The organism is Candidatus Woesearchaeota archaeon, assembly GCA_016192995.1.
Lineage (GTDB): Archaea > Nanobdellota > Nanobdellia > Woesearchaeales > DSVV01 > JACPTB01.
In genome coordinates this window covers 1-24,271 of record JACPTB010000013.1, presented here as the reverse complement: position 1 = coordinate 24,271, position 24,271 = coordinate 1, and the positions used below count along the sequence as shown (strand labels likewise).

Annotated in this window: 18 protein-coding genes and 1 pseudogene; 6 read left to right on the top strand and 13 right to left on the bottom strand. The window is 34.5% G+C overall.

Annotated features, from left to right (window positions below; translation table 11 throughout):
- Positions 1-180 precede the first annotated feature (180 nt).
- From HYY69_07960 to scpB, 4 genes and pseudogenes are all read right to left on the bottom strand, one after another.
- Positions 181-456: pseudogene (locus tag HYY69_07960) on the bottom strand (hypothetical protein).
- 106 nt (positions 457-562) lie between these two features.
- Positions 563-913 (bottom strand): hypothetical protein, encoded by a 351-nt coding sequence (locus HYY69_07955; protein ID MBI3033383.1) that lies wholly within the window; start codon positions 911-913, stop codon positions 563-565.
- On the bottom strand, positions 914-1,339 hold the full coding sequence (locus tag HYY69_07950; GenBank protein ID MBI3033382.1) for a hypothetical protein: 426 nt from the start codon (positions 1,337-1,339) through the stop codon (positions 914-916).
- Between the two features lie 261 nt (positions 1,340-1,600).
- The gene (gene scpB, locus HYY69_07945) at positions 1,601-2,392 is read right to left on the bottom strand and encodes an SMC-Scp complex subunit ScpB (GenBank protein ID MBI3033381.1); all 792 of its coding nucleotides are present in this window, start codon (positions 2,390-2,392) and stop codon (positions 1,601-1,603) included.
- Between the two features lie 331 nt (positions 2,393-2,723).
- Between scpB and HYY69_07940 the strand changes: the two genes are divergently transcribed.
- The 6 genes from HYY69_07940 (at position 2,724) to HYY69_07915 (ending at position 8,191) form a co-directional block, all read left to right on the top strand.
- The gene (locus HYY69_07940; GenBank protein MBI3033380.1) at positions 2,724-2,987 is read left to right on the top strand and encodes a hypothetical protein; all 264 of its coding nucleotides are present in this window, start codon (positions 2,724-2,726) and stop codon (positions 2,985-2,987) included.
- A gap of 214 nt (positions 2,988-3,201) precedes the next feature.
- A complete protein-coding gene (radA, locus tag HYY69_07935) occupies positions 3,202-4,245 on the top strand; it encodes a DNA repair and recombination protein RadA (protein ID MBI3033379.1) in 1,044 nt (347 codons plus the stop codon).
- A gap of 125 nt (positions 4,246-4,370) precedes the next feature.
- Positions 4,371-4,721, top strand: coding sequence for a TRAM domain-containing protein (locus HYY69_07930; GenBank protein ID MBI3033378.1), 351 nt, complete (start codon positions 4,371-4,373; stop codon positions 4,719-4,721).
- Positions 4,722-4,962: 241 nt separating this feature from the next.
- Complete coding sequence (locus HYY69_07925) at positions 4,963-5,448, top strand: hypothetical protein (protein ID MBI3033377.1); 486 nt, start codon at positions 4,963-4,965, stop codon at positions 5,446-5,448.
- Positions 5,449-5,525: 77 nt separating this feature from the next.
- Positions 5,526-7,601 carry a lamin tail domain-containing protein gene (locus HYY69_07920; GenBank protein MBI3033376.1) on the top strand — a complete coding sequence of 692 codons (2,076 nt, stop codon included), beginning with the start codon at positions 5,526-5,528 and terminating at the stop codon, positions 7,599-7,601.
- A 23-nt stretch (positions 7,602-7,624) separates the two neighbouring features.
- Positions 7,625-8,191, top strand: a complete 567-nt coding sequence (locus HYY69_07915; GenBank protein MBI3033375.1) for a hypothetical protein — start codon at positions 7,625-7,627, stop codon at positions 8,189-8,191.
- A gap of 30 nt (positions 8,192-8,221) precedes the next feature.
- On the opposite strand, the gene HYY69_07910 is transcribed toward HYY69_07915, so the two are convergent.
- The 9 genes from HYY69_07910 to HYY69_07870 all read right to left on the bottom strand — a co-directional run.
- Positions 8,222-8,686 (bottom strand): metal-dependent hydrolase, encoded by a 465-nt coding sequence (locus tag HYY69_07910; protein MBI3033374.1) that lies wholly within the window; start codon positions 8,684-8,686, stop codon positions 8,222-8,224.
- 56 nt (positions 8,687-8,742) lie between these two features.
- Positions 8,743-9,741, bottom strand: a complete 999-nt coding sequence (locus tag HYY69_07905; protein MBI3033373.1) for a hypothetical protein — start codon at positions 9,739-9,741, stop codon at positions 8,743-8,745.
- Positions 9,742-9,794: 53 nt separating this feature from the next.
- Complete coding sequence (locus tag HYY69_07900; protein MBI3033372.1) at positions 9,795-13,739, bottom strand: transglycosylase SLT domain-containing protein; 3,945 nt, start codon at positions 13,737-13,739, stop codon at positions 9,795-9,797.
- A complete protein-coding gene (locus HYY69_07895) occupies positions 13,711-14,787 on the bottom strand; it encodes a hypothetical protein (protein MBI3033371.1) in 1,077 nt (358 codons plus the stop codon). Before HYY69_07895 ends, HYY69_07900 begins: the two co-directional genes overlap by 29 nt.
- Entirely contained in the window at positions 14,772-16,907 is a 2,136-nt protein-coding gene (locus HYY69_07890; protein ID MBI3033370.1) for a penicillin-insensitive murein endopeptidase, read from the bottom strand. Before HYY69_07890 ends, HYY69_07895 begins: the two co-directional genes overlap by 16 nt.
- Positions 16,897-17,490, bottom strand: coding sequence for a hypothetical protein (locus HYY69_07885; protein ID MBI3033369.1), 594 nt, complete (start codon positions 17,488-17,490; stop codon positions 16,897-16,899). Before HYY69_07885 ends, HYY69_07890 begins: the two co-directional genes overlap by 11 nt.
- Before the next feature lie 15 nt (positions 17,491-17,505).
- Positions 17,506-18,084 carry a hypothetical protein gene (locus HYY69_07880; protein ID MBI3033368.1) on the bottom strand — a complete coding sequence of 193 codons (579 nt, stop codon included), beginning with the start codon at positions 18,082-18,084 and terminating at the stop codon, positions 17,506-17,508.
- Complete coding sequence (locus HYY69_07875; protein ID MBI3033367.1) at positions 18,081-19,331, bottom strand: hypothetical protein; 1,251 nt, start codon at positions 19,329-19,331, stop codon at positions 18,081-18,083. The genes HYY69_07880 and HYY69_07875 overlap by 4 nt, the downstream gene beginning before the upstream one ends.
- A gap of 249 nt (positions 19,332-19,580) precedes the next feature.
- Positions 19,581-24,271 (bottom strand): LamG domain-containing protein (locus HYY69_07870; protein ID MBI3033366.1); only part of this gene is annotated, 4,691 nt, incomplete at its 5' end.

Sequence of the window (24,271 nt, the reverse complement as noted above, 5' to 3'; positions counted from 1 at the left end):
AACTGTATTTGAAGTTCCATTTTTTAGAATAATTTTTAATAATTTTTTCTCAGGCATTTCATATAATTCAGTAACTTTATGCTCACCCTTTTGCGTAGATACAACATCTCCTTTCTCAATATATTGGATTGGAATTAATCCTCGAGAAGTTGCTACTAGTGTATCTTTTACAAAACATTCACCAACTATTCTTGCACTCTTCTTAAAAGGCTTATTATGCAGCATCCCCATATCGTACATTGCATAGAGAATTCTTCGATGAACAGGCTTTAAACCATCCCTAATGTCTGGCAATGCCCTTCCAATAATAACTGACATTGCATAATCAAGATATGCTGTTTTCATTTCTTGTTCAATAGGTTTTTCAATAATATGAGAATCTAAGACCGGAACATTTTCATCGTGAGAAGCACTTTTTTCAGGGTTAAGATTAGAACCTTTCTCATCTCGTTTCATAGTGATTTCGAAAGGGAGTTTATTTAAAAATCTTTTCTTTTAGAACATCGTTTATACGCCGTATAAACGATGAATTCAATGTTTTAAGATACTAGTTACCCTCTCTTTATGAATTCGTATATTTCCTTGTTTTTGGCGGGCGAATACATCTGTTTTTAGAACAGACTTTTCCTGATGCTTGGCAGTCTACATCACGCGTCATCATATGACCTGCAAAACATTCATATTTATGAAGATATTCTTTAAGATCGTTTTTATTAACATAACAGTAATTATGGTAAATTGTCCCACCAAATAATAGGCTATTATCATAATAAGTTTCACATCTGTTTGAGAAAAGCGCCGGATTATCATAAATACTATTACCTGTTATTGATTGATTGTTTGCTTTTGCGAATAAGCTTACCGTTAGTACTATTAAAGCTATTGCGCTGAGATAATACAGGGTAGTTTTCATTTATTTCCAAACCTCTCGCTGAAATTCATCTTTATTAGGGATTTTTCGAGGATCATAAGCACCAGTGCATCGACCTTTTTCACATATTTGATCAGTAACTTCGCAATTAGTCCATGCTGATTTTATTTGATTATCTGCAATGAAAAATCTTTTAAGATAGTTTCTTGATTGAGTATATTTATACTCTGGATGCTCATCACTAAGGCAGTAGTTTTTATATTCTCTTCCTTCAAATATCACTTTTCCTGGTTGGTTTAAATGATCAGGAACTGCAAGATTATGAGTTCCTGGAAGACCTTTGAGATTCCCTAGCTTGCCACCAATAACATTTCCTGTAGGTGTGGAAAGAGTGTTGGCATTGGTAAATAAAGCCACCATAAGCACTAAAAACACCATCCCTGATAGGTAGAGCATATTTCTTTCCATTTATAAAACCTCTTTTGTCTTTTAAAGGAAGAGGGGTTTATATATTTTTGGGAAAATTTTGCTGCGCAGAAAATTTCGACAGAGCAAAATTTTCTACTTTTCTACTTAGAGAACTTTGCAAAATACTTGCAAAGTTCTCCATAAATCTACGTTAAAGAAGGCAAACCAGTTGTTTTCTTAATTTCCTGGGTGATATATTTTTTGACCTTAATGGAAAAATTACAAAAAACACATTTTTTAATGGTTGCAGAAGAAATGTTCTTAAGAGGCTGGTAGTTCATTATTTGACCACATTTCTTGCATTTGATCTGAAGCATCTTGATCCTTTTGTTGTTTTTTCTCTTCAGTCTTTGGCTGTTTTTCAGCATTTTCTGCTTTATTATCTTCGTAGCCTTCAATAAATGCTTCTTCTTTTTCATCAATTTCGTCTTCATTAAGCATTTCTTCACGTTCATCTTTTTTGTAGATGTCTTCAGTTTTTTCCGTGTCTTCAATTTCTTTGTTTTTTGCTAATTCTTCTTCTTTAAACTCATCCATTTTCTTCTGCAGTTCTTCATCTACTTTGATATCTTTAAATACTTCGCGAGCTGCTGCATTATTTGACAAATCAAAATAATCAAAGAATTTCTGGGTTAATTTAATTATATAAGTTCTTCCATACTTTTCTTTACCTATAAAACCCATTTTTTCCAATTCGTCAATATGCTCATATGCTTTATTCGTACGAATATGGATCACTTCACTTTGCATAATTGGCTGTTTCCAAGCAATAACTGCCAGTGTTTCCATAATAGTTTTTGACAATTCTGTATGGGGATTGATCTTTTGCACTAAAGGAAGATATTTCTCTCTCGCAGTTAATTTCCAGCCATCATTTTCCTCCATGATCATTAATGGAGAGTTCCTTTCTTCATAAGAACGCTGCAATGCTTCTAAATTTTCTTTAATCACTTCAAGCGGCAAATTACCTATTAAAAACTGTAATTCTTCAACAGAAATCTTCTTTCCGCAGGCAAATAATAATGCTTCAAGCTGATTACGCAAGTCTTGCATGATCTTGCAAAGCGTTGGTAGTTATTTATAGTTTTCGGTATTCTAATATTATAACTTTATTATAAGCACTGGACACGCGATGTCTTGTGGATTATAGAGCTTGATGAGCATGAATTCTTAATTTATAGAGCAATTTAGCGTTATTAGTGGACATGGCGTTGTGAGGTATATAAACAAGTTTTTCACTGATATAATTATTGTTCAGAAATTCTGGACAATATGTACACCCCTACACCACTTTGCAGGAAACTGCTCTGTGGCTTATATTCATACTCCACTTCGCTCTATGCGAAGATGAAATAAAATGCGAAAAGCAAGGAGGGAGTCAACTATGGAAAAAAACCAACCTTTAAAGAAAATAAGAGCAGGAGCTATTTCAGCAACGATCTGGAAAAACCCTGTGCAAAATAAACTTGGTGAAGAAGGAGATTTTAAGACCATTTCCTTAGACCGAGTTTATAAGGATAAACAAGGCCAATGGCAAAGGACGAATTCTTATCGCGTCAATGATCTGCCAAGAGCAATGATTGCCTTAGGAAAAGCCTATGAATACCTTATTCTACATGATGACGAACAACATGCATTGTCTCAATAAGGAATAAAAAAGGCACAAAACCTTTCCGAAATTTTCGGAAAATGAGCTTATAACTCCTTGTTTTTTGGGAGTTTTTTTGTTTTTTTTGTAGAGATATTCGGATTACGGATACGTATTTTCGGAAAAGTCGCAGTCGAGCTTATTAAGGAGTTTAGGGTACTAAAAATTCAATAAATATAAAATAAAGAAGGTGATACCTATGTTAGCAAAAAAAATGGCAGAAGAAGAACAGGATGATTTGTATGAGAATATGGAAGAAGATATCAATACAACTAGTGAGGAGGCTACAGATTTTGTCAGTGATGGCAAAGATAAAAAACCTGGAAAGATCCAAGGATTAGAATCCTTACCAGGAGTTGGCGCAGCTACTGCTGAAAAATTACGCTTAGCCGGCTTTGATACGGTCATGGCTATTGCTGTAGCAACCCCCGGAGAATTGGTCAATGCTGCAGGAATAAGTGAAGTTGTTGCCAGAAAATTAATTCAAGCATCTCGAAGTTCTATTGATATGGGATTTGAAAGCGCTGAAGATATTCTTAAAAAGCGTGAGCAAGTAATCCGTCTTAGCACCGGAAGCAATGCTTTTGATACTATACTTGCCGGTGGGTTTGAAACTGGTGCAATAACTGAGTGTTATGGTCAATATGGGAGCAGCAAGACTCAAGTAGCACATCAATTATGTGTCAACATGATTAAACAGATACCTGATGCAGTAGCTGTTTACCTTGATACTGAGAATACGTTCAGACCTGAAAGAATTATTCAATTCGCAAAAGGTGTTGGTTTGGATCCTGAAAGAGTCTTGAAACAAATCAAAGTCGCGCGTGCATATAACTCTGACCATCAAATGGTGTTAGCAGAGCAGGTTGAAGAATTAATTACCAAAAAAAACCTTAATGTAAAACTAATAGTTGTTGATTCTTTAACTGCGCATTTCAGGGCAGAATATGTGGGAAGGGGGACACTTGCTGATCGGCAGCAAAAATTAAACAAACATATGCATGTTTTAGCAAAACTTGCTGATGTCTATAACTTATGCGTCTATGTTACCAATCAAGTTATGGCTAGACCTGATCAGTTTTTTGGCGACCCAACTGAATCAATTGGCGGGCATATTGTTGGCCATAACTCCACCTTCAGAATTTACTTACGAAAAGGCAAGAAAGGAACTAGAGTAGCTAAATTATTAGATGCGCCTAATCTTGCTGATGCAGAAGCTGTATTTGTGGTAAAAGAAGAAGGAATTAGGGATGTTTAATCCTTTATTTTTTTTAATTTTACCTTCATTTCAATAACTTTATAAAGAGTTTTATAATCTTATTTTATTAAGCATTAACAATCGTGTTAATGCTTAATAAAATAAGTTAGATAGGTGAATTTAGTATGTATGGAAATAATAACTATGGTGGTTTTAGGCCACAAAGAAGTTTTGCTCCAGTGAAAGTTGGAGAAGAGTTGGATGTAAAGATTGAGGCAGTTGGTGAAAAAGGAGACGGTATTGCGAAAAAGCGAGGGTTTGTCTTATTTGTACCTAACACCAATGAAGGGGATGAAGTTAGAGTTAGAGTAACTAAAGTTTTAAAGAAACTTGGTTTTGCTGAAGTGATTGGTAAAGCTCAAGGAACTCCTGCTCAAGAACCTGCACCAGAACAACCAGCAGAAGAAGCACCTCAGGAAGATCTTGTTCCTGAAGGCGAAGCTAGTGAGAATTTTGGTGAAGAAGAACAACATTAAGTTTTTCCTTTTTATTTTCTCTTTTCTTATCGGCGTTATTGAAAAGCTCTCTTTGCAAAGCAAAGGTTGCCATCGGCTCAGCTTTGGCATAGTTCATAGATAGTACTTTTCTCTCTGGCACTCCGAAAAGTACTCGAATTTGATTTCAATTAGCTTCGCAATATTGATGGCAACATCAAGCTTTTCAATAACGCCTTTCTTATCATAATATTTATAAATAAACTTTAATTCTCGCTGCTTGGTGAATGATATGAAGAAAGTGATTGCATTATCATTGCTGATTATACTTATAGTTGTTGCTGGTGTTGGCTTAAAAATTAAAAAACAGGAGAATTTAGGAGTACGATATCTCTGTAATTTTGGGGGATATACTGTATATAGTGAGTATGATTTCTTCTATTTTGAAAAAGGTGCTGAGAGGTATGTCTATGCACCTTTTGGAATTTATTTACAAAAACCAACAAGGGATGGATGGATGTTAAAACTGTTTAATGAAAAATATGAAAACAGCGTCCATTCTGCTTACACTCAATGGATAAAGCAACGGAAAAATGGCAAAGGCGAAGCAATAACTTGTACTCGAGTTCAAAGCACAGCCGAATTTCCTACGACTTTTCAGGAATTTATTAAGAACCATAACTTAGTTTTTAAGACCCATAAGCCTGAGCTTAAAGAACTTGGGAATGATGTCGAAATTGTTTCGGAAAATGTTACGAATAATCCGTAACCCTTTAGACTTTTTCTGAAAATTTTGCTCTTTTTTTGACAGCCAATTTATAATGGATTTTTGTCATAGTTTTTCTTATGAAAATTCATTTTTTGCTGTTACCCTTACTCTTCTGTTTAGTTATTCTAGTTATAATACCATCTGTATCAAGCTTAGTATTCAATGAAATAATGTACAATCCATCAGGTAATGATAATAACCATGAATTTGTTGAGGTGTATAGTGATGATGCTCTTGATCTTTCCGACTTTATTTTAGGTGATTTAAAAAGTAATGATAGCATTATACCTTTGCTGCTCGCTGCTGCAAGCAACTATCATATAATTGTTGAAGAAGGGTTCAATTATACCAGTTTATCTGGTTTAAATTGCAGCATATACACTGCTGGAAAAAGCATAGGAGATGATCTCGATAATAGCGGTGATACTATTTTTATGTATTATAATAACGGAAGTGTTGTTGCGTCATTAGTTTATAATAATAGTTTAGCAAATGGCAATGGAAGAAGCCTTGAGTTAATGAACAATACTTGGCAAGAATCTTTGACAGAGGGAGGGAATCCATGCCAAGATAACAATTTTCTACCAGAACCCCAACCTATTATTGGAGATCCTATTCTGAACCAAAGTAATACTTCTGAAATCAATATAACTCTCATCAATGTAACTCTTGAATTTATTATTCCTGATGTTATTTACACTAGCGTTAATTATACTTCGCTTTTTAAGATTGCTAATTTTGATTATAAACAAGGTGATGAAGCAAAAAATATTACTTTCAATTACACGATTAATGCTCTTGGTTCTCAAGAGCATTACCGAGAGGATTCTTTTGTTGTTTCATTAAAATCAACAAAAAGAACCGAATTAGGTTATTTCTTTTCTCAACAAGCAGGAAATTATCTTATTTGCGGGAACATTAATATCCTTGCAAATAGCATTGGCACCACGAGTGTTATTTGTAAGGAGGTACATGTTCTTGAAAGCGCCAGTGTTGCCTGCGATGTTAGTATTACCAGTTTTACTGATGCTTTGAACTATACTTCTGGACAAAAAGTGGGAATTTTTCATAGAGTTACCTTCAAAAATGACAGCTTTTTCCCCTACACTATTGAGTACTTGGTTGAAGATGTTTATGGAAATATAGTAAAGAAAAGCTCTCAAACAACTAATACTGATAAAAAATCTTGGACTATACCACAAAGAAATGAACTTCAAATTTACTTTCTAATCTCAAATCTTACGGTGTTATGCAATAATACCAATTCTTTAACAAATACTCGTCATCTGTTTTATGTGAAAGGAGAGCGTTTTGAAGACTCTTCTTTAGTAATCGAAGAGGTATATACTCCAAAAGATGGAATTGAGTTAGGCCAATATATTAAAGCAAAAATTCATGCATATAAAGGCAACACAACACGAACCAGTGTTCATGTTTATGCTGCTTCACCAAAAGGAAAGAAAATAAGCGAACTTATTAAATTAAATTTTCTTGAAAAATATAAGGAAACATTTTTTGATATAAGCCTTAAACTCAGTCATGACTGCAGCATTGAAGAAGGTGATTATTTTTTTGTTGCTGAAGGATTAGGATTAAATTCAAGAAAATTATTTACTGTTACAGGAAAAAATAGATGTAACCACCTTGAAGAACTAGAGAAAAATGACCATGATATTTCTATAAAGAGTTTTTACACCAGAACTAAAAAGATAGGTGAACACCTAAAATTATATGCTACTCTTGATGGAAATGGGACAGCTATTTTAAAACTGCATGGCCTCAACTATCAAGAGCAGAGAAGTGTTGATTTACAAAAAGAAAAAACATTTACTTTTCTTGCTAATACCAGCGAAGGAAATAATTTATATTTATTGCAAGTGATTAAAAATAATAAGACCGTTGACATTAAAGAGCTTGAAATAGTAAAAGAATCATCGATTAACCATATTGAACAAAAAACACCTGTGCAAGGTTATATCCAAAATAGAAAATATCTTCAGATGTTAAAAGAAAAGATTTATGAAAAAGGAGGAACGTTCGTGTATGCCTCAAAAAATGAACAGCAGAGAAAATTTCTTCCTTATTTCTTTGCTGGTTTTTTAATAGTATTAGGTATAGGAGCAGTTTTTATTTGGCGGTCAAAAACTATATAAACTATGCCTAATTTTTTAGAGAAATGGAAGAGCAAAGGATTATTGTTACGAGCATTATTGAAGTTATTGGTAAACCAAAAGATCATATTAACAATTTACTCCATCAATATATTGATAAATTGAAGAAGGAGAAAGGTATTAGAGTTCTTAAAGAAAACTACTCACCACCTGAAGAACGACCAGATAAACTTTTCGGCACATTTGTTGATTTAGAACTAACGTTCGATAGTTTCGATAAAGTGGTGTGGTTTACTTTTGATTACCGACCGGCTTCTCTTGAGATTGTTGAACCAGACCAGCTCTTGTTTGATATTCAACAGGCAAATGACTACCTCAACGATGTGCTTGGAAAACTCCATAATATTGATATGCTTCTTACCAATATAGCTGGCGAGAATAAATTATTAAAAGATAATGGTATTGTTGTTGCTAAAAATTTTATTAAGCATATTTTACGCCAAGGAAAGAAAAGCCAGCTGGAACTTATTAAAGATACTGGCATTCCTGAAAATATGCTGGTTAAATTTCTCCATGTACTCGAAAAAGAAGAGAAGATTAAAAAAGAAGGAGAATACTACCAACTAGCATGAGAGAAAAACTGCCTCATCGAGTAAAAATACTTATTTTTCTGTAGAGAATAAATACAAAACAAGTCCAGCATCGATCATTAATAGAATTATACAAACAATATTTTCTAAAAATGAACCAGTTTCGATAAAACCTCTAATTTTTAACTTTAATGGATAGAACAGTTGAATTCCTTTAGGGGTTAACATATCTAACAAGAGATGTGAAAAATATCCCATGATAGCGCTCGCCGCTAGATCAAATGAGAAATATTTATTCAGAATGTAAAACATAAAAAGCATTGGCCAGATAGTGTGGAATATACCCCTATGTTCGAAGATATAGCCCACTAATTTTATTCTTTTTCCAAGCTTTGATGTAGGTATATCTATATCTGGAAGAAAACTACATCCTATCATGATAGTGGCATACCACCAGAAGGGGATTTCAAACGAAAAATAATAATCTGTAATAATAGCGAGTAATAACGCAAAACAAACATGGGTTCTTGCAAGCATATACTATCATTGAATTCATTTATTTATAAAGGCATCTTAAAACTTGGTCGTGCAAACTATGTTTTCACTGCAGCTTCTTGCAGAGATCGCTTTATTTCATCTTCTGGATCAAGATTAGTTTCAAGAATATTTACGACAAACTCCTTACGATCAAATAATGCGTTCTTTACTACCCTACCAGCAACTTTTATCATTTCACCAAGAAGATTACTTTTTATTTGAAGAAATGTTTCTGGCGCTTCCCGATACAACTGAATCTCTTGATCTTGTTTCTTCAATAACTGCTGAATCTGCTGTTTAAAGAATACCGCACGAATGTTGTCTGAACCATCGTCCAGAAAAAGATTAAGAACATATGAGTGAGAAGGAATAACGGTGTTATGGGCTGCACAAAAAGCTCCTTCTTCGTGCATTTGCACTTTTTTATTGCATTCCGGACAAATAGGATAAAATTTTATGTCGAAAATTTGGACAACGGTGCCAAGCAATTCAACATTATTATCTTGATCTTGCAGCTCAACAATTTTCTTTCTGGTGATTCCAGCATTTGCTTTTATCTCCCCAACAAACACATCACTTGGATTAATATGGAGTTTGCTTCTCGTGTTAAGGTGAATTTCTTTATACCCATTATTCTCTTTGACATAGCCATCATCTATTTTAATCGTATCATTTTCTTTAAGTTCTTCAAACAATGCTGTTTGATCGTGCCATAGAGTTACTCTTACTGATCCGGTTTCATCACCAAGCTGAAAACTTGCAACTTTACCAACAGTATCTCCGCGCGTAAATTCATAAAGATTATATTTCCTCAGCACCTTTCCATGAAGTTGAATATTTTTCAGCCCTGGCTGCAACTGATTTATTTTTAAAGGACTTTCTTGAGTTAAAGAAACACCTAATTGATTAGCAATGATATTAGCAGCGCCTTCTTTAGAAATTAAACCGGAAAGCTGCGCCATTTTTTCTTTAATTTTTTCATCTATAACTACTTCTGAAAGCTGTGTTTTTTCTTTAATACGCTGTATGATAGTATCATAGTTAACTTGAAACATATTCTTAACACCATTACTAGGGAATTTCTCATCCTATTTAATGATTGTTGTTTTTAATCAGCACCTAAGACTGTTTTAGCTATTTCCTCAGCTACTAATTTATGGCCTTCTTCATAATTATAATGTATAAAATCCGGCTCACCATTAGCCGTACTAATAAATTTAGGCTGCATTCGGCCTTCATGCTCTGGATCATTCGTTAAGTCATAAATTTTAACCACAGCTTCAACATCTGCTTCAGCTGCAAACCAAGCATTTAAAGCTCGCGTATTTTCATATGCTTTTGGATTTTGCGCTTTTTGAAAGTAAGGTTGCAATTCAATTGCTATCACTTTCATGTTGTTTTTACGAGCAAGAGCATATATGTATTGTAAATTCTTTTTTACCGAAGCTAGATTACCAATATCATTTAAACCTGCTCCAACAATAAGGCAATCTACCTCTTCCTTGATACTTGGCAAGATTTCTGCTTCAAATTTTTCTGCTACAAATCCTGAATCTTCATTAGGATAACCTTTACTTTCAAATTTAATTTGTGGAAACTGTTCCTTAAGTCTATCAATGAAACCACCCTTATTTTTTGCAAAATATATTGATGAGGTTCCTACCGCAAATACACTTTTACAAGCAAGATTATTTGTTTCAGGCTCGAAGCCGCGCAATCCTTCTAGTATTTTTTGTGTTATAATTGTTTGTAATTGCCCTTCAGCAGGATGAGTGATTAGCAATTCTTTTCTTTTTTCAAGTGTTCCATAATGGTATTTATATTTTCCTTCTGCGGTTACTATATTTGCATCGGGATAAATATCTAAACCTACATCTATGTTTTCTAATGAAAGCTCTTTTCCTAATTGCTCCTGCAATTGTTTAATGATAACCTTATTATTCTGATCATTTTTACTGACTGCCCCATTATAAATTAGAATATTATTATTACAGGTTTTATCATCTGATCCTGGCAATCCAACAACAAAAACTTTGTTAGTTTCCTGAGCTGTTTTAAATTGTTTTGCCATTATATTGATGGAATTAACCAAATTACTGAATTCAATATTATCACAAACATCACTGCTTCCCAATGCAAGAATTAAAACATCATAATTTTGCGTTATTATTTCCTGTTGAAAATAATTATCCTTTAGCCATTGAGCTCGAGCGTCTTTAGCATAGGCTGTGATTGAGACTGTGGGAAGGCTTTTTTTAAGTTGAGTAATAAAACCATCACTTTCCTGTGCCTTAAGTCCTTGGATATCACTGAGAATTGCAATTTTTTTATCTTTTAATGCAAGCTGCAATTGCTCCAAACTTAGTTTTGAAGGAGTTGTATCTAGAAAGGTCGGCATTGGATCAAAGAAATTCTTTGTTGTTGAAAGTGCAGGGTTGAATCTCACCGCAAGTTCATAGGTTATAGGCCTCACTTGCAATGGATTTACTGCTTCAAGATATTGCACTGGTTGTTCGTTCAGAGAAGTAATGCAGAGTTTTTTGGTATTTTGTTTTGTTGTTTCCGCTGCATCCAATATTTTTGTATCAATTGTTTGTGTATTTCCTATCACTGGATCAAGAATAATAATGCTTTGTTCGCGGTCAGGCATCAGATAAAGCATAGATGTTGCTACCCCTTGCACGTCTTCAGTCCCTTGCTTTTTGTAATAGATAAAAGGAATCAGATTATTGTTTACTTGCTCAAAAGTAATGTATAGTTCATTGAGCATTGTTTTTGAACCTTCTAAATTAGGTACATCAGTGAGCATTATTGCTTTTTTATCAATGGTTTCTTGCAACCCATGCGTAAATTGTGTTAATAGCTTGTTATTTAACGGTAATTCAATAATTATTTTCCCTTCATGCTGCTTGAAAACAACACTATATTTTTCATCTGCTTTTTGAGGGGGAGCTTTAAGTGCTATTGCACACATTTTCTCCTGTTGAAAAGTTATGCATCCTCTTATCTCTTCAACAAGATCGTAAAAGAATTTTTCCAGATCTGATTCTTGTTGCGTACAATCACTTATACCCCCAATATTTTTTGCAAAATAGGGTTCTTTGTTTAAACTTTGCAGTGCGTCATCACTGCACTGATTTAATGGTTTGCCGCTATTACTGCATGATTCTGTATTTTTTATATACCATCTTACATACTCACGAAGTTTCCCATAAACACTTACATCATCTTGACCACTACTAGGATGTTCGAGAGTAAAGCTTGGTGTAATATAATAAGATATTGCAGAAGGCGCGTTAATTCTTTCTAGATTAGAAGCGCCATATCTTGGAACAGCAGCATCAGGATAACTAACTGAGCTTATGCCTTGACCCATGTATTCTCCATATTTTGTGATCAATTTAGGAAATGCTGTTTTAGGTTCATTTATTTTCTGCTTAGTTAAATCTGTTTGTTCAAGCCAAGCTTCAACTTCGCTTTGTGTTGGATCTTTGCCTTGAAAGTAATCCCTTGCCTTTTGACCATATGAGGGACCTACATTATAACTAACATACATAATAAACAGATTGTCCATATGCATCTGCTTTTTCAGAATGTCAACAATATATTTTTTACCTGCGCGAATACTTTTTTCTGGATTAAAACGATCGTCATTTTCTTGGTCTAATGTTTTTTCATCAAAAAATTCACTAAATTTTTTACCTTTTGCAGTGCTCAAACAAAATTGGAGCAATCCCTTACATCCTGTTGATGATACTCTTAATGGGTTTCCCCCTGATTCTACATACATGAAAGCTTTTACCAAAGCAAAACACTCTTTTTGGTTTTGCTCTTGTTTGCAGGCATCAAGAATTAATCCATTCCATTGATCCATTTGAGGGTTTCCTGAAGATCCTGTTGCTTTAAGAGGAGCTGCTGATGAAGAAATAACTGTTGGAATTATAGATATAGGGTTTTTTGTTAATTCTGTATAAGCATCATAACCGGGAATTGCAGAAGGAAGCAATGATTCGGTATAACCATTGCTGAATGTCGGACCATTATTGCCAGTAATTGCTCCAACACGAATATCAATTCCCTGCACATCAACTACAGTATATGATGGATTTTGTTTATATTTTTCAGGTTCTGCTGCTATAAGATTAAAGGTGCCACCTATTGCTCCTGAAGCAACAACATTAACACCTTGATAACGGGCTTTATAATAAACATGATTATTGCCGGTAAATAATATTTTAACGTTATATTTTTTCATTATTTGAAAAAGAGACTGTTTTTGCATCCCCTGCAGAGATGCGCATCCTCCGTCACTACAAAACACTTCAGGAGGAACATGGGAGAAAACAAAAATATTTTCTGATTTCGCTGACTCAAGGTCAGCTTCCAACCATGATACCTGCTCCTCTGTTATTGCGAAATTTGAGGTGTCTAAAATTATGAAGTAACTATTTTTATAATTAAATGAATACCACCAAGGATAATTGCCTTTTATTGAAAGAGAAGGCTTATGGCTGTTCCAGAATTTTGCATAGGCTTCAGAAAGAAGCTTTGGCTCTGTCAAAACAGTATCAAGACTTCCTGGCACTGGAATCTGTATAATTCCTTTTGTTGGTATTGATAATGGCTGAAATATTTGCTCATAAAAAGCCTGCCATTTATTATTAATAATACCTTCATAGTTTTGCAAATTTGCACTTTCCCGATACTGACTTTCATCAAGCCCTGAAATCATATTTCCATTGAAAACAATCAATTCTGCAGGCGGAGCTTGCAAGACCTGCATAGAAGCAATTGCTGCAGCTGCATGTGGAGGCGGGTTAATATTTTTTAATGAACCAGGGATGTCTGCAACGACAAGAAACTTGAATTTATCTTCCTGATTTAAGAGAGCTTCAGAAGCTTTACCCATAACATCTTTTTCAAAAAAATGAGAAGAGGCAAGATACCATACTGCACCTGCAGCTAGGGTAAAAAGCACTATGATTAAGAAACTGATACACCATTCTTTTTTTATTTTTTTAAACTTATTTTTTGTTATTGCCATTGTTTTCAAGTTGCTTGAACTGCTGTTCATAATATGATTTATATCTGTTATAATGCTGATTAATTGCTTTTTCTACTTGGGATTCATTATATCCTTTTTTCCTTAATAGTTTCCTTATTTGCCCATAGTTGTAGTTGTTAATTAACTCATTTACTTCAGCAAACATTTTTTTATTAATATAGTTCTTTTTGATAAACAAAAAGGTTATTAATGAGATAATTGTTATCAGACTGATAACAGTTATGATGGTTGTCATAGGCATGGTGTTAGCTGTTTCCTGTTTTTTTAGCTTGCCAACATAGACTTGTTCAGCTTCGATAACTCTTTTACCATCTTCTTGATTTAATTTTTCTAACTCTTCTTTCAGCATAAATTTTTCTGAACATAGAGCTAAACAACAAACTTTGTTGTTTAGCATTATTGATTCAGTTAAACATTCTTGGTTTTCCTTACATAGTTCACCATTGAATTGAGAACTGCATTTAAATTCCGTATTATCTAATAACCCATCGCTTTGCGATATTCTCTCATCGCATTCATACTCAAGACCATTACAATCTGGATCACAAACACCATCATGTATGATTTCACAGAAATTGTCATTTGAACTTTTCTTGCAATCTGAACAGAGTAATGAAGATTCATAATTGCTGCTCATCGCGCCTTTGGGGCGCGATGGTTCACAAATATTATTATAATTACATACATTAATTTCTTTTTCAAAAATAATTAGATTATTTTTTTCATTTATTATTTGTATCTTCGTTGTTGATGGATTAAATTCATAGATCAATAACTCGGGAAATGGTGCTGCATCAACAAGAAGCTTGTTTTTAGCATAGAGTTTTAGACGATAATAAGCATCTTGTTCTTCAATCGCTTCAAAAAAATCTTGGTAATGAGCAACGTAATAATCATTTTTTTCGATGATGTTTGCCATAACAACTTTGTTATCTTCAATTTTGATTATAATTAATGGTTCTTGTACAGCTAAAACTATGTTGATGGATGCCAAACATAATAATAATAACACCGATAACATTAATCGTCTATGCATGGAGTTCCACCTATTTTATCGTTTAAAGGACATTTAATACGAATGTGAAAGTGATTAAAATGATCATGGTCTGTTGTATCAGGAAAAAGAGCATTTTTCGTTTTTTCAAATACTGTTTTATCCTGCTCATATTTCTGCCCGTAATCAATTAAAAGATTATAAAGAATTTCATCAGCAATGATTTTTGTGATAGGGGTGCCTTGTTGTTCTGCTACTTGCACAAAAGTTCTTGCTAAAATCCAATTGCCTTTAACATCAAACATTTGCCTGCTGGTACCTTCAAGTAATTTTAAAGAAGGACTTCCTTTTGGATTATTAACTACGTCAACAAGTTGATTTTTTGATTGTTGAGCCTGAGCATCAGGAAAATAATAAAACCCGAAATCGCCGTCACGACCGCTTTTATGAGAAACATGCGCTGGTTTACCTGATGGTTTAAATATAGTGCCACCTTGCTGTTTGCTTAAATCATTAAACCGCAATTTATCGTAGCCATTTGCCTGCATGATACAAGCCACCCGTTCAATAATTTCAGCAAATTCTTTAGTAGTGTAATACGTTTCCCGAAAACGATATTGTGAAATATACGGCAAGTCGCCACTTGCCGGCATCACTGCTGCATTGGCTAAACTCCCACTATGCGTATCACCTATTGATTGAGAATCTACAGTAAATTGAGTTAGTCTGCATTTAAGACCATTATAATCCTCTGGAATCGCCATCGTAAAAGGCTGCTGTAATTCTGGCTTGAAAAATTGCAATAGAATTTCTTTAAATCCAATACCTATTGCATTGCCATGACTGTAATAATCCGAATGGATTTGAAAATTATAATAAGGTAATTGCGGATTTTTGTAGGCTGCTATAAAACGCTCCTGATCAAATATTTTTTTACTTGATTTAATATCTTCAGGAGTTTGACCAACCATTGTTGGAAATGAGATTTGATCAGAACATTTTTTATTGCCATTTACTCCAACAAGAATAGTGCCTTTGCCTTCGATAGCTGCAATGTGAGGTTCTCCGTAATCCTGCACTTGAGGGCATTGCTTCGGATCTTGTTTTGCTGGAACATTAGTATTGCATGTTGGGTCAAGCATGCCTAGTAAAAATAACGTTCTATCACGTGCGATGGTTCTTAAACCACCTGAAGAATAACAGTTTGCTGCACTGTGGCCAAGCACTGAAACATGCTTAATCCGAATATTGTACTGAGCAAGCTGCTTTTCTATCTCTACCACATGATCATTAATATTATACTTGCTTACTGGCCATGGATTATCGTTAACCCAATGCTCTTTTTTTGCATATTGCTCGACAAGAATAACCGGATAGACTTGCCGAGCACTTATTAATTGCTCAGCTGTTTGATATACTTTCTGACCTTCGAAAACACCAGGATTACTTTGGCCATGGAGCAGAATAATAATCGGGAAACTTCCTCCACACTGCGCTTCTCGCGGAATCCATATCCTGCCTCCATCACCATAGGTGTTTTGGAGGGTGGTTGAGGATGGTTTATTGCAATCAGGAAATCCAGCGAAGCTTTGCAAGCCTTGGTTTAACAATTGCAAAGGTTGTGATTTTATTGGGATTTTATCTTTAGTAATTGCTAAGAATTTATTCTCTTGAGAGAATAAATTATATTTAATATCTGGGCTTTTCTCTTCAACCTCATCAATAGGCGTGAAGCTTAACATTTGTTTCATATTTTCAGCAAATATCGCAGCTAATGCCTCTTTTTCTTTTTCTGGAAAACAATATTCTGGCTCTGCATACCAGAGTGAAGAACCTCTGTAAGTACCGCATTTATTTTGCTCGGGAGTTGCTTGGTAAAAACCTCCTTTTTTCCCGAGATCAAATAATGATTGCCGATACGTTTGTTCACCTACTTGATCAACATAGAACAAAACTTTTTCTCCGGTCTCATAGGTTTGCAAAAGGGCAAAGGCATCATCGCCAACAGTATGGGAAAACGAACTTATGTTTAATAATGCAGCCCATATTGAGAATACTGCATACATAACTACCACTAATAACAACACCATAAATACGCTCACTGCAAGCTTATCCTTGCTGAGGGTTATTTTTCTCTGGAGGTTATATTTTTTATTTGTCATTGTTAACCAGATTAAAATATTTTTTAATTACTTCTTGCGTAACTTCACCCGTAATATCTACACTATATTCAACAATTACATATTCATCTTGATGATATAAGGGAAGAATCACCTGTGATCTTAAAGGGACAACTATTTTACAAGAGCCAAGACTTGTTTGTTCAACACTTAACGAAGGGAATGCAGGGATTATCTGTTGCGTTGAACTTTTCCGTTCAATTGTTATCAGTTTACACCGCGAAGAAGTTTTCATAATATTATTTTCATAAAACTCCTGTAATTGTCCATACTCGAGTGGATTTTTAGTTACCATGTAGGATTCTATTGTTTCTGCAAATGTTTTATCAGAAGTATCTGCGACTGGTGTTCGGAGATAATAAAGCAGATCATAGGTTACATCGAGTTTTATTCTATTTGCGTCTAAACTCAATTTTGTTTCTTGAGCAGCAAACTTGACAAAAAAAACAAAAAAAACAGCAATGACAAAGACAATAATAGCTATTATCATTATATCAGCGATTGCATCTCCTGGCCCTGCATACTTGTTTCCATCTAATTTATGTAATTTTTTGAGGAATTGCATAATTGTTAAAGCACCTTATGGTCTTGGAGTTACTATTTCCATAGTTAATATTCCCGGTATATCATGCGGGGATGTTTTTTGCCGCACTAAAACATTGAAGCTCATTGTTTTTTTAATGACTGCACCTTTACCGATTAATCTTGATGCTCCTAAAGGATGCCATTTATCATACCATTCTTTGTAATAATAAACACTCTCTACTTTTTTGTTCTGTTCAGGCAGGTTGAGATTAATAACCGCTGCGAACACTGGTTGTTTTTCATAGAAAAACGCCTGATTTAACCGCGAACTCATCGCAAAACTATTTTCAAATTCTTCCAAACTAATAACACCTGGATAAACTCTTCCTGTTATTGGATCTTGATAAGAAACTCCGCCTTTTGCATAGATTATGTTATGTGCTAAAAGAGTAAGTTCTGTATCAAGTATATCTATTTTTGCTTTGAAATGCGATCTTACTACAAATAAAATACTGAAGACTATAAATAGTACCAGAAAAAATTTGAAAAAGCCGAACATCATCTGCAAGTAAACAGAACCTGCTCGCTTGTTTTTACCTAAAAGTATCATGGCATTGAGGATTAATTTTTTCATGGTGATTGCCCTTTGTCTTCATCTTCATCAGCATAATGATCATTATGCTGACGAATAGCGGTTTTTATTGCTTTTGCTAAAGGAATGCGCAAGGAAAATAATTTATTTGAAGGAACTGCGATATTTCCAAATTCTATTTGCAAACCAAGCTTATTGTTTTTCTCCAATAATTGTTTTGTTTTTTCATCAACAAGCTCAGTCATAATCGGCTGCTGAATATCATTTGCATCATGTTGATTTAGTTGCTCAGCTGTATCAATAATCGCGTTATGTATATAACATGCTAATTTCTTGCTCTCTTTATTGTTTATGGGATAATATATTTTGATCGTGTTGTCACTATGACTTTCTGTGTAATAATTTTTTAAGACAAGTATAAGGTCTGTTGCAGGCGTAACTTTATTCAATCTTGCTTCGTAGGTAAATTTTTCATCGGGTGTTTTTTTGGTTCGGGAGGTTGTCACTACATACCCTTTTTCTGTTGATTTTAAAGAAATTTCTAAAGATTTCATAAACTCCCAAATTATATCCATTTCTATTTGGTCTTGGGCGAGATTCATAACGCCTTTCTGTAATTCAGGCTTACTATTTTGAGTTATATAATAACCTGAATCTGCATCTAATAATATTTGATTTATAGGGAATGTTGATTTTTCATTGCCGCAGTCGATCTTTACTAATGTTATTTCCCCTGCTGATGAAGAAATAACTGATTTTGGAGAGGTATCTTGACTACTTGCAACAATTCCTTGACTATCAACGGTAAATACATTATTAGTATTAGCAAGTACTATTCTCGATGGCCTTTCTAGAAGGGGATAATAACGAGCAAGATTGTTATTATAATGAATAGGGTAGCTGACCAATAATTTATCTGGAACAAGCCTGAATTGTTCTTCGTCGTATTTTTCCAATTGAAGCTTGACAAAATTATCTCCAAAATCATAGCTATACTTTGATAGATCCAGATTTCTCTGGAATATAGTGTCGGTATAGAGCTTATATGCTGGTCCGCCATATTTTGGCTCATAAGAAACAACTGCATCTTGAGGAGCTGCTTGCAGAGTGTTTGTTATCAATGCAAGGTCTTTTGCCAGGAATGTTCGCTCAAATAAGGTATTGTTGCTGATACTATCAACATAATTTATGAAAAAAAATGCCACTATGAGAATAAGCACTGCTTCTATAATCATGTCAAAGGTTATATTAAGAGCTGCTTTTTTAGCATTGAATACCTGGAAACCCATATTCTTCCATTAGGATAGTTGTTTTATATAGTTTTTGACCATTCGGGCTTCATCCAAAAAATGGCTGCCGCCAGGTTAGCACCTTCGAAACTTCAATTCTTATCTTCGCTTAAACGGTCGTGCTCCGAAGGAGCCAACCCTCCGACCTCTTTTGATGAATATTTCAAAGAGTTTCGACCTGAGGGTGCTAACCTTATTTTTGGATGAAGCCGACCATTCGGCTCCTCCTCATGTTTTAGTGAGAAGCTATTATTTATCCCCCACAATCACTTTTGCCTTAGTATCATACAAGTGAAATTCATTCTTACCATAGGCAAAGAAATCAAAATATACATTATTAGTAGCTGTTGTTGGATTTCCTATTTTATATCTCACAATTTCACTCGGATCATTTGCAGCTGATGTCTGAGTAAGATTTCCAATTAATGTGGTGTTGAAATATATCTCTTTGTTGGCAAAGGTTGATTTCATATTGACTGCCTTCCAACCAGTGTATCGAGTGAAATTAGAAGCGTTCCAGCCGCCAGTTTCCTGAGTATATACATACTTACTGCTATGTATATCGGTTCTTTCACCTGCACCATTGATTCTTGCCTCTCCCGAACTCGCGTCCATAAAAGCATTCCCATTACTGCCTCCAGTATCACCTTCATCATAAATCACTGCACCGCTATAGGTCGGATCAATATTTGGAGCGCTAATGTCTACAAATAATAAGCCTCCATTTGTGCAATTTCCTCCATATACTCCTTCATACACATGCACGGTTGTTGGTCCACAATTTCCAGACTGCACATTCCAGAATGTTATATTATAACCTGTTGTTGGGTCATCAAATCTGTCATGAACTTTAAATAAATCACCTCTGAATTCATAAGTGCATGGTTTATAGAGTGTACAATCACTGTAGTTTGTTCTCTCTACTATACTATTACCCCAAAATAAGGTGTAATTACTATCGGTGTTGCGAGCTGTTGAATTTAAAAGCGCGATGATATAGTCTGCATCAGTCTCTGCAGCAATTGGGATTTCAGTTATATTCTGATAAATTAAACGTATATCATCACGATCTGCTTGCAGTGAATTAGTAAAATTACAATTAACTGTAGGATCAATCGCTTGTGGTTCATAGATATGATTTATTGACTCAGTGTTGTTAATAGTTATAGAACAAGTGTTGAGATATGCTACACCATTCCATACATTTTTACCCAAAACAGATATCGCATTGCTTGCTTTAGTATTCCCATCTGAAAGTTTATCATTTGGTGTAATTACAACACTCCATATATCACTTGCTTCAGTTTCCTCACTTACTAATAGATCATTTCGTTGCTGTGCTAATGATTTTATTTGCTCTGCAGATAATGATCTATTAACTATCATTACTTCATCTATTGTTCCATTGAAGTATTTTGCTCCACTTGATCCTGGATAACCAATTCTCCATGTTCCTCCTGCACTTATAGATGAATAATTTGCAGATGCTTGCAATACTCCATCGACATATAATGAAGTAGTATTAGGGAAAAATGTTTGTGTACAAACAATATGGTGCCATCCACTAATAAACTGCTGCGATGCATAAATACTTCTCTCTCCTGTATCCCAAATTCTGCAACCAGGTTTACCTTGATTAACATAAGATTCAAACCTGCCTCTATTATTCCCGCCGACAATTGCCATTTTAGCAGTAAGATTATCGAATGTTTTATACCAGGCGCTGATCGTGATATTAATGCTGCTGAGATAATTAAGTTGAGTATTAATGTAGTCATTCACTCCATCAAACTCATAAGCGCTAAATCCATCAACACCTCCGGTTGCATTGAAAACTGCTCCACTGATAGTTCCATTCTTTTGATTGGTGCTATAATCTTTTGTTGAGGTTGCAGGTTCATTGTTATTTTCAAATGGCAGATTAAGAAGACTCATTGAATTGCTATTCAATCGCCAGTCATAAATATTTTTTACTAAATCATCATCCAAATCAATTGTAGATTGGTTATGCACTGTTAAGTTTGCATTGGTTGAATTCGTTGGATAATCTGTTGCATTGAGAATAGGAAGATTGTGAACTGGTTTTTTATTAATATAGATTGTTTTATATTGTGTAACAATATTCAATCCTCCAACGACAGGATCAAATGTACATGTCTGGCCTTTGTTTGCTTTGCAATAACTTGTTGATGTAGACACAATCCAGTATTCTTCGTTATTGATAGTTTGTTTGTTGATCTTAATGGGAAATCCATTACTAATTAAATCTTCAAAATCAATATACCAATCATCCCAAACAAAATGCGCTTTATCTTTATTTCTTAAGATTACCTTTTCTGCTGGAATTGCAAAACCTAATTGAATATCATTTTGCGGGCGTTTAATATTCATTACCCATTTGTATTCTTTGTTTAGCTCTTGCGCATTAAACAGAATATTATTAGATTGGATGTCAGAAGCCTGAGCAAATACATAATTTCCGCCAATGAAATATCCTATGGAAATTTTCTTATTAACATTGCCATCACTAAATAAAATACCATCACTATTGATGGTATATGTTAAATCATGCAATGAGCCATAGGTATGATCATCTCCTGCACTGGCTTCAACAGTATAATTTCCTTTTGACCATGACGCGACATCAGTGATATTGGTGAAATTATAGGTTGTTCCACTAATATTACTTACATATTCACTGTACATAGAATATCCTGTTGCATTCGTTACATTGAGGAGAACATTATAGAGATTACTATCGCTTACTTTAATATCCCAACTAATGTTATGCTCATAATTTTTGCTTGAATTATCTGTTTGCGGATAAATCCATTGGATATTGGGGTTAATAGTATCAATAACGACAACAAACGGTGTTTGATAACTGCTGCATTTATTACTTATATCACAGCTGCGTACTTTCCAATAATATATGCTGTCATTTAATTGCTGAACCAGGGTATAATTAGTATCTATAATGTTTGTGGGATTAATTATTATTGGATTAAAATTAGTATTGTTGGCAATAACAAATTCATAGTGAACTGCATCAGTATCGTAATCACTAGCTTGACTCCAGGTGAATGTTGTTGTATTATCATTAGTATGGCTATTATTCTGTTCAATTAATAACAGAGGAGTAGTTGGAGGAGAATTAAGTGTAGTAATCGTATTGCTCGTCTTAGTTGTTCCTTCTTCATTACCATCATGAGGAGTTAGAGTTGCACTCCACACATCATTCTTATTTGTTTCATTATTAACAAGAACATAACTTCCATTAACATACAATGATAGTATTTGTTCTTGAGATAGTGATCTATTCATAATAAACACTTTATCTATTGTTCCATTGAAGTATTTTGCTCCACTTGATCCTGGTTTGCCGATTTGCCAAGTTCCTCCAGCTGAAATTGAGTTGTAATTTGTTGAAGCTTTTAAAACACCATCAACATATAACTTTGTAGTGTTTGAATTGTATGTTTGTGTACAAACAATATGGTGCCATCCTGATGACGCTGGTTCTGGTGCATAGATTGACCTGTCAGCTGTGTCCCAAATACGACAACCTGGTTTAGCTTGATCCACATATACTTCAAATCTGCCATCGTTATTTCCACCAACCATAACCATATTTGTGGTTAGATTATCACTACTTTTATACCATCCACCAGTTGAAATATTTGTTCCACTAGTATACGTTAAAGTAGTGCTGATATAATCGTTAACACCATCAAATTCGTAACTTCCTCTAGTATCATATCCTCCGGTTGCATTGAAAACAGCTCCGCTGACAGTTCCGTTTCTAGTAAAGCTTGAATAATCTTTAGTTGTTGTTTGATAAGAGGATAATTTCTCAAAAGGGAAATTTATCAGGGCGATAGAACTTCCCTGTAATCGCCAATCTATGATATTCTTAACAACATCATTGTTAAGATCACTTGTTGATTGGTTATATACTGTTAGATTTGCTGCGGTTGTATTACTTGGATAATCAGTTGCAAGCAATAAAGGAGTGTTATGGGTTGGGGGAGTTGGCCCGTAATTGATAAAAAGACTATTACTTATCTCTGTTTTTCCGTCAACACCATCATTTGGTGTAATCCCAGCAGTCCATGATTCTAATGGTTGCGTTTCCTGGCTGACTAAAATATTTGTTTCAGTTCTATATAATGCTTGTATTTGTTCTGCTGACAAAACCCTGTTATATAATTGGAATTCATCTATAACTCCGTCAAAGTCCCATGTTGCTGTGTCTCGATCGCCTATGCTCAGATTGCCGCTAACTGGTTCTACGGTAATTGTGCCTAAGTAAATTCCATTTTTGTATACTTTACCTTGCGATGTTATTGCAAGATGCATCCATGCTCCTACAGTTGGAGCTGTTCCTGTGCAGCTCCACGAAGTTACATACGCGCAGATTGCATTTGTTAGCGCAAAATACGTACCTGAACCTTGCCAATAAAATAAATTTTCATAATTATTTACCTGATCTGGTTTTATCCATGCTGTAATGGTGTAATTTGTTGCGTTGACATTGGGGACAAGAATACCAGTGTTTGTTCCAGTAAATTCATATGCTGCTTTTCCGTCATAACCAATACTTGCATTGAATAATGCTCCCTGGACAGTTCCAACATTATTAAAGGTAGAATAATCTATGGCAAATGAATTGTTGTTTTTATGGCTTTCAAAAGGCATGTTTAATAATGTGATGGAGGTTGTGTTTAATCGCCAGTCAATAATATTCTTTACCCCTGGTGATGTTGATTGATTATAAACAGTTAAATTTGCATCAGATCTGTTTAAAGGATGATCAGTTGCGTTTAATATTGGTGTTCCATGGGTAGGAACAGCTTCTAAAGTAGTAGCAATATTATTTTCTTCGTTTTCTTCATCTACGAGATTATCAAAATCAACTATTGCGATATAATACAAATGTT

Bases quoted from the DNA above. Each gene is read 5' to 3' on its own strand.
- HYY69_07910 (MBI3033374.1), bottom strand. From the start codon at position 8,686: ATGCTTGCAAGAACCCATGTTTGTTTTGCGTTATTACTCGCTATTATT.
- HYY69_07915 (MBI3033375.1), top strand. From the start codon at position 7,625: ATGGAAGAGCAAAGGATTATTGTTACGAGCATTATTGAAGTTATTGGT.
- HYY69_07920 (MBI3033376.1), top strand. From the start codon at position 5,526: ATGAAAATTCATTTTTTGCTGTTACCCTTACTCTTCTGTTTAGTTATT.
- HYY69_07905 (MBI3033373.1), bottom strand. From the start codon at position 9,741: ATGTTTCAAGTTAACTATGATACTATCATACAGCGTATTAAAGAAAAA.
- HYY69_07930 (MBI3033378.1), top strand. From the start codon at position 4,371: ATGTATGGAAATAATAACTATGGTGGTTTTAGGCCACAAAGAAGTTTT.
- HYY69_07880 (MBI3033368.1), bottom strand. From the start codon at position 18,084: ATGAAAAAATTAATCCTCAATGCCATGATACTTTTAGGTAAAAACAAG.
- HYY69_07950 (MBI3033382.1), bottom strand. From the start codon at position 1,339: ATGGAAAGAAATATGCTCTACCTATCAGGGATGGTGTTTTTAGTGCTT.
- HYY69_07955 (MBI3033383.1), bottom strand. From the start codon at position 913: ATGAAAACTACCCTGTATTATCTCAGCGCAATAGCTTTAATAGTACTA.
- radA (MBI3033379.1), top strand. From the start codon at position 3,202: ATGGCAGAAGAAGAACAGGATGATTTGTATGAGAATATGGAAGAAGAT.
- scpB (MBI3033381.1), bottom strand. From the start codon at position 2,392: ATGCAAGACTTGCGTAATCAGCTTGAAGCATTATTATTTGCCTGCGGA.
- HYY69_07890 (MBI3033370.1), bottom strand. From the start codon at position 16,907: ATGACAAATAAAAAATATAACCTCCAGAGAAAAATAACCCTCAGCAAG.
- HYY69_07895 (MBI3033371.1), bottom strand. From the start codon at position 14,787: ATGCATAGACGATTAATGTTATCGGTGTTATTATTATTATGTTTGGCA.
- HYY69_07875 (MBI3033367.1), bottom strand. From the start codon at position 19,331: ATGGGTTTCCAGGTATTCAATGCTAAAAAAGCAGCTCTTAATATAACC.
- HYY69_07940 (MBI3033380.1), top strand. From the start codon at position 2,724: ATGGAAAAAAACCAACCTTTAAAGAAAATAAGAGCAGGAGCTATTTCA.
- HYY69_07885 (MBI3033369.1), bottom strand. From the start codon at position 17,490: ATGCAATTCCTCAAAAAATTACATAAATTAGATGGAAACAAGTATGCA.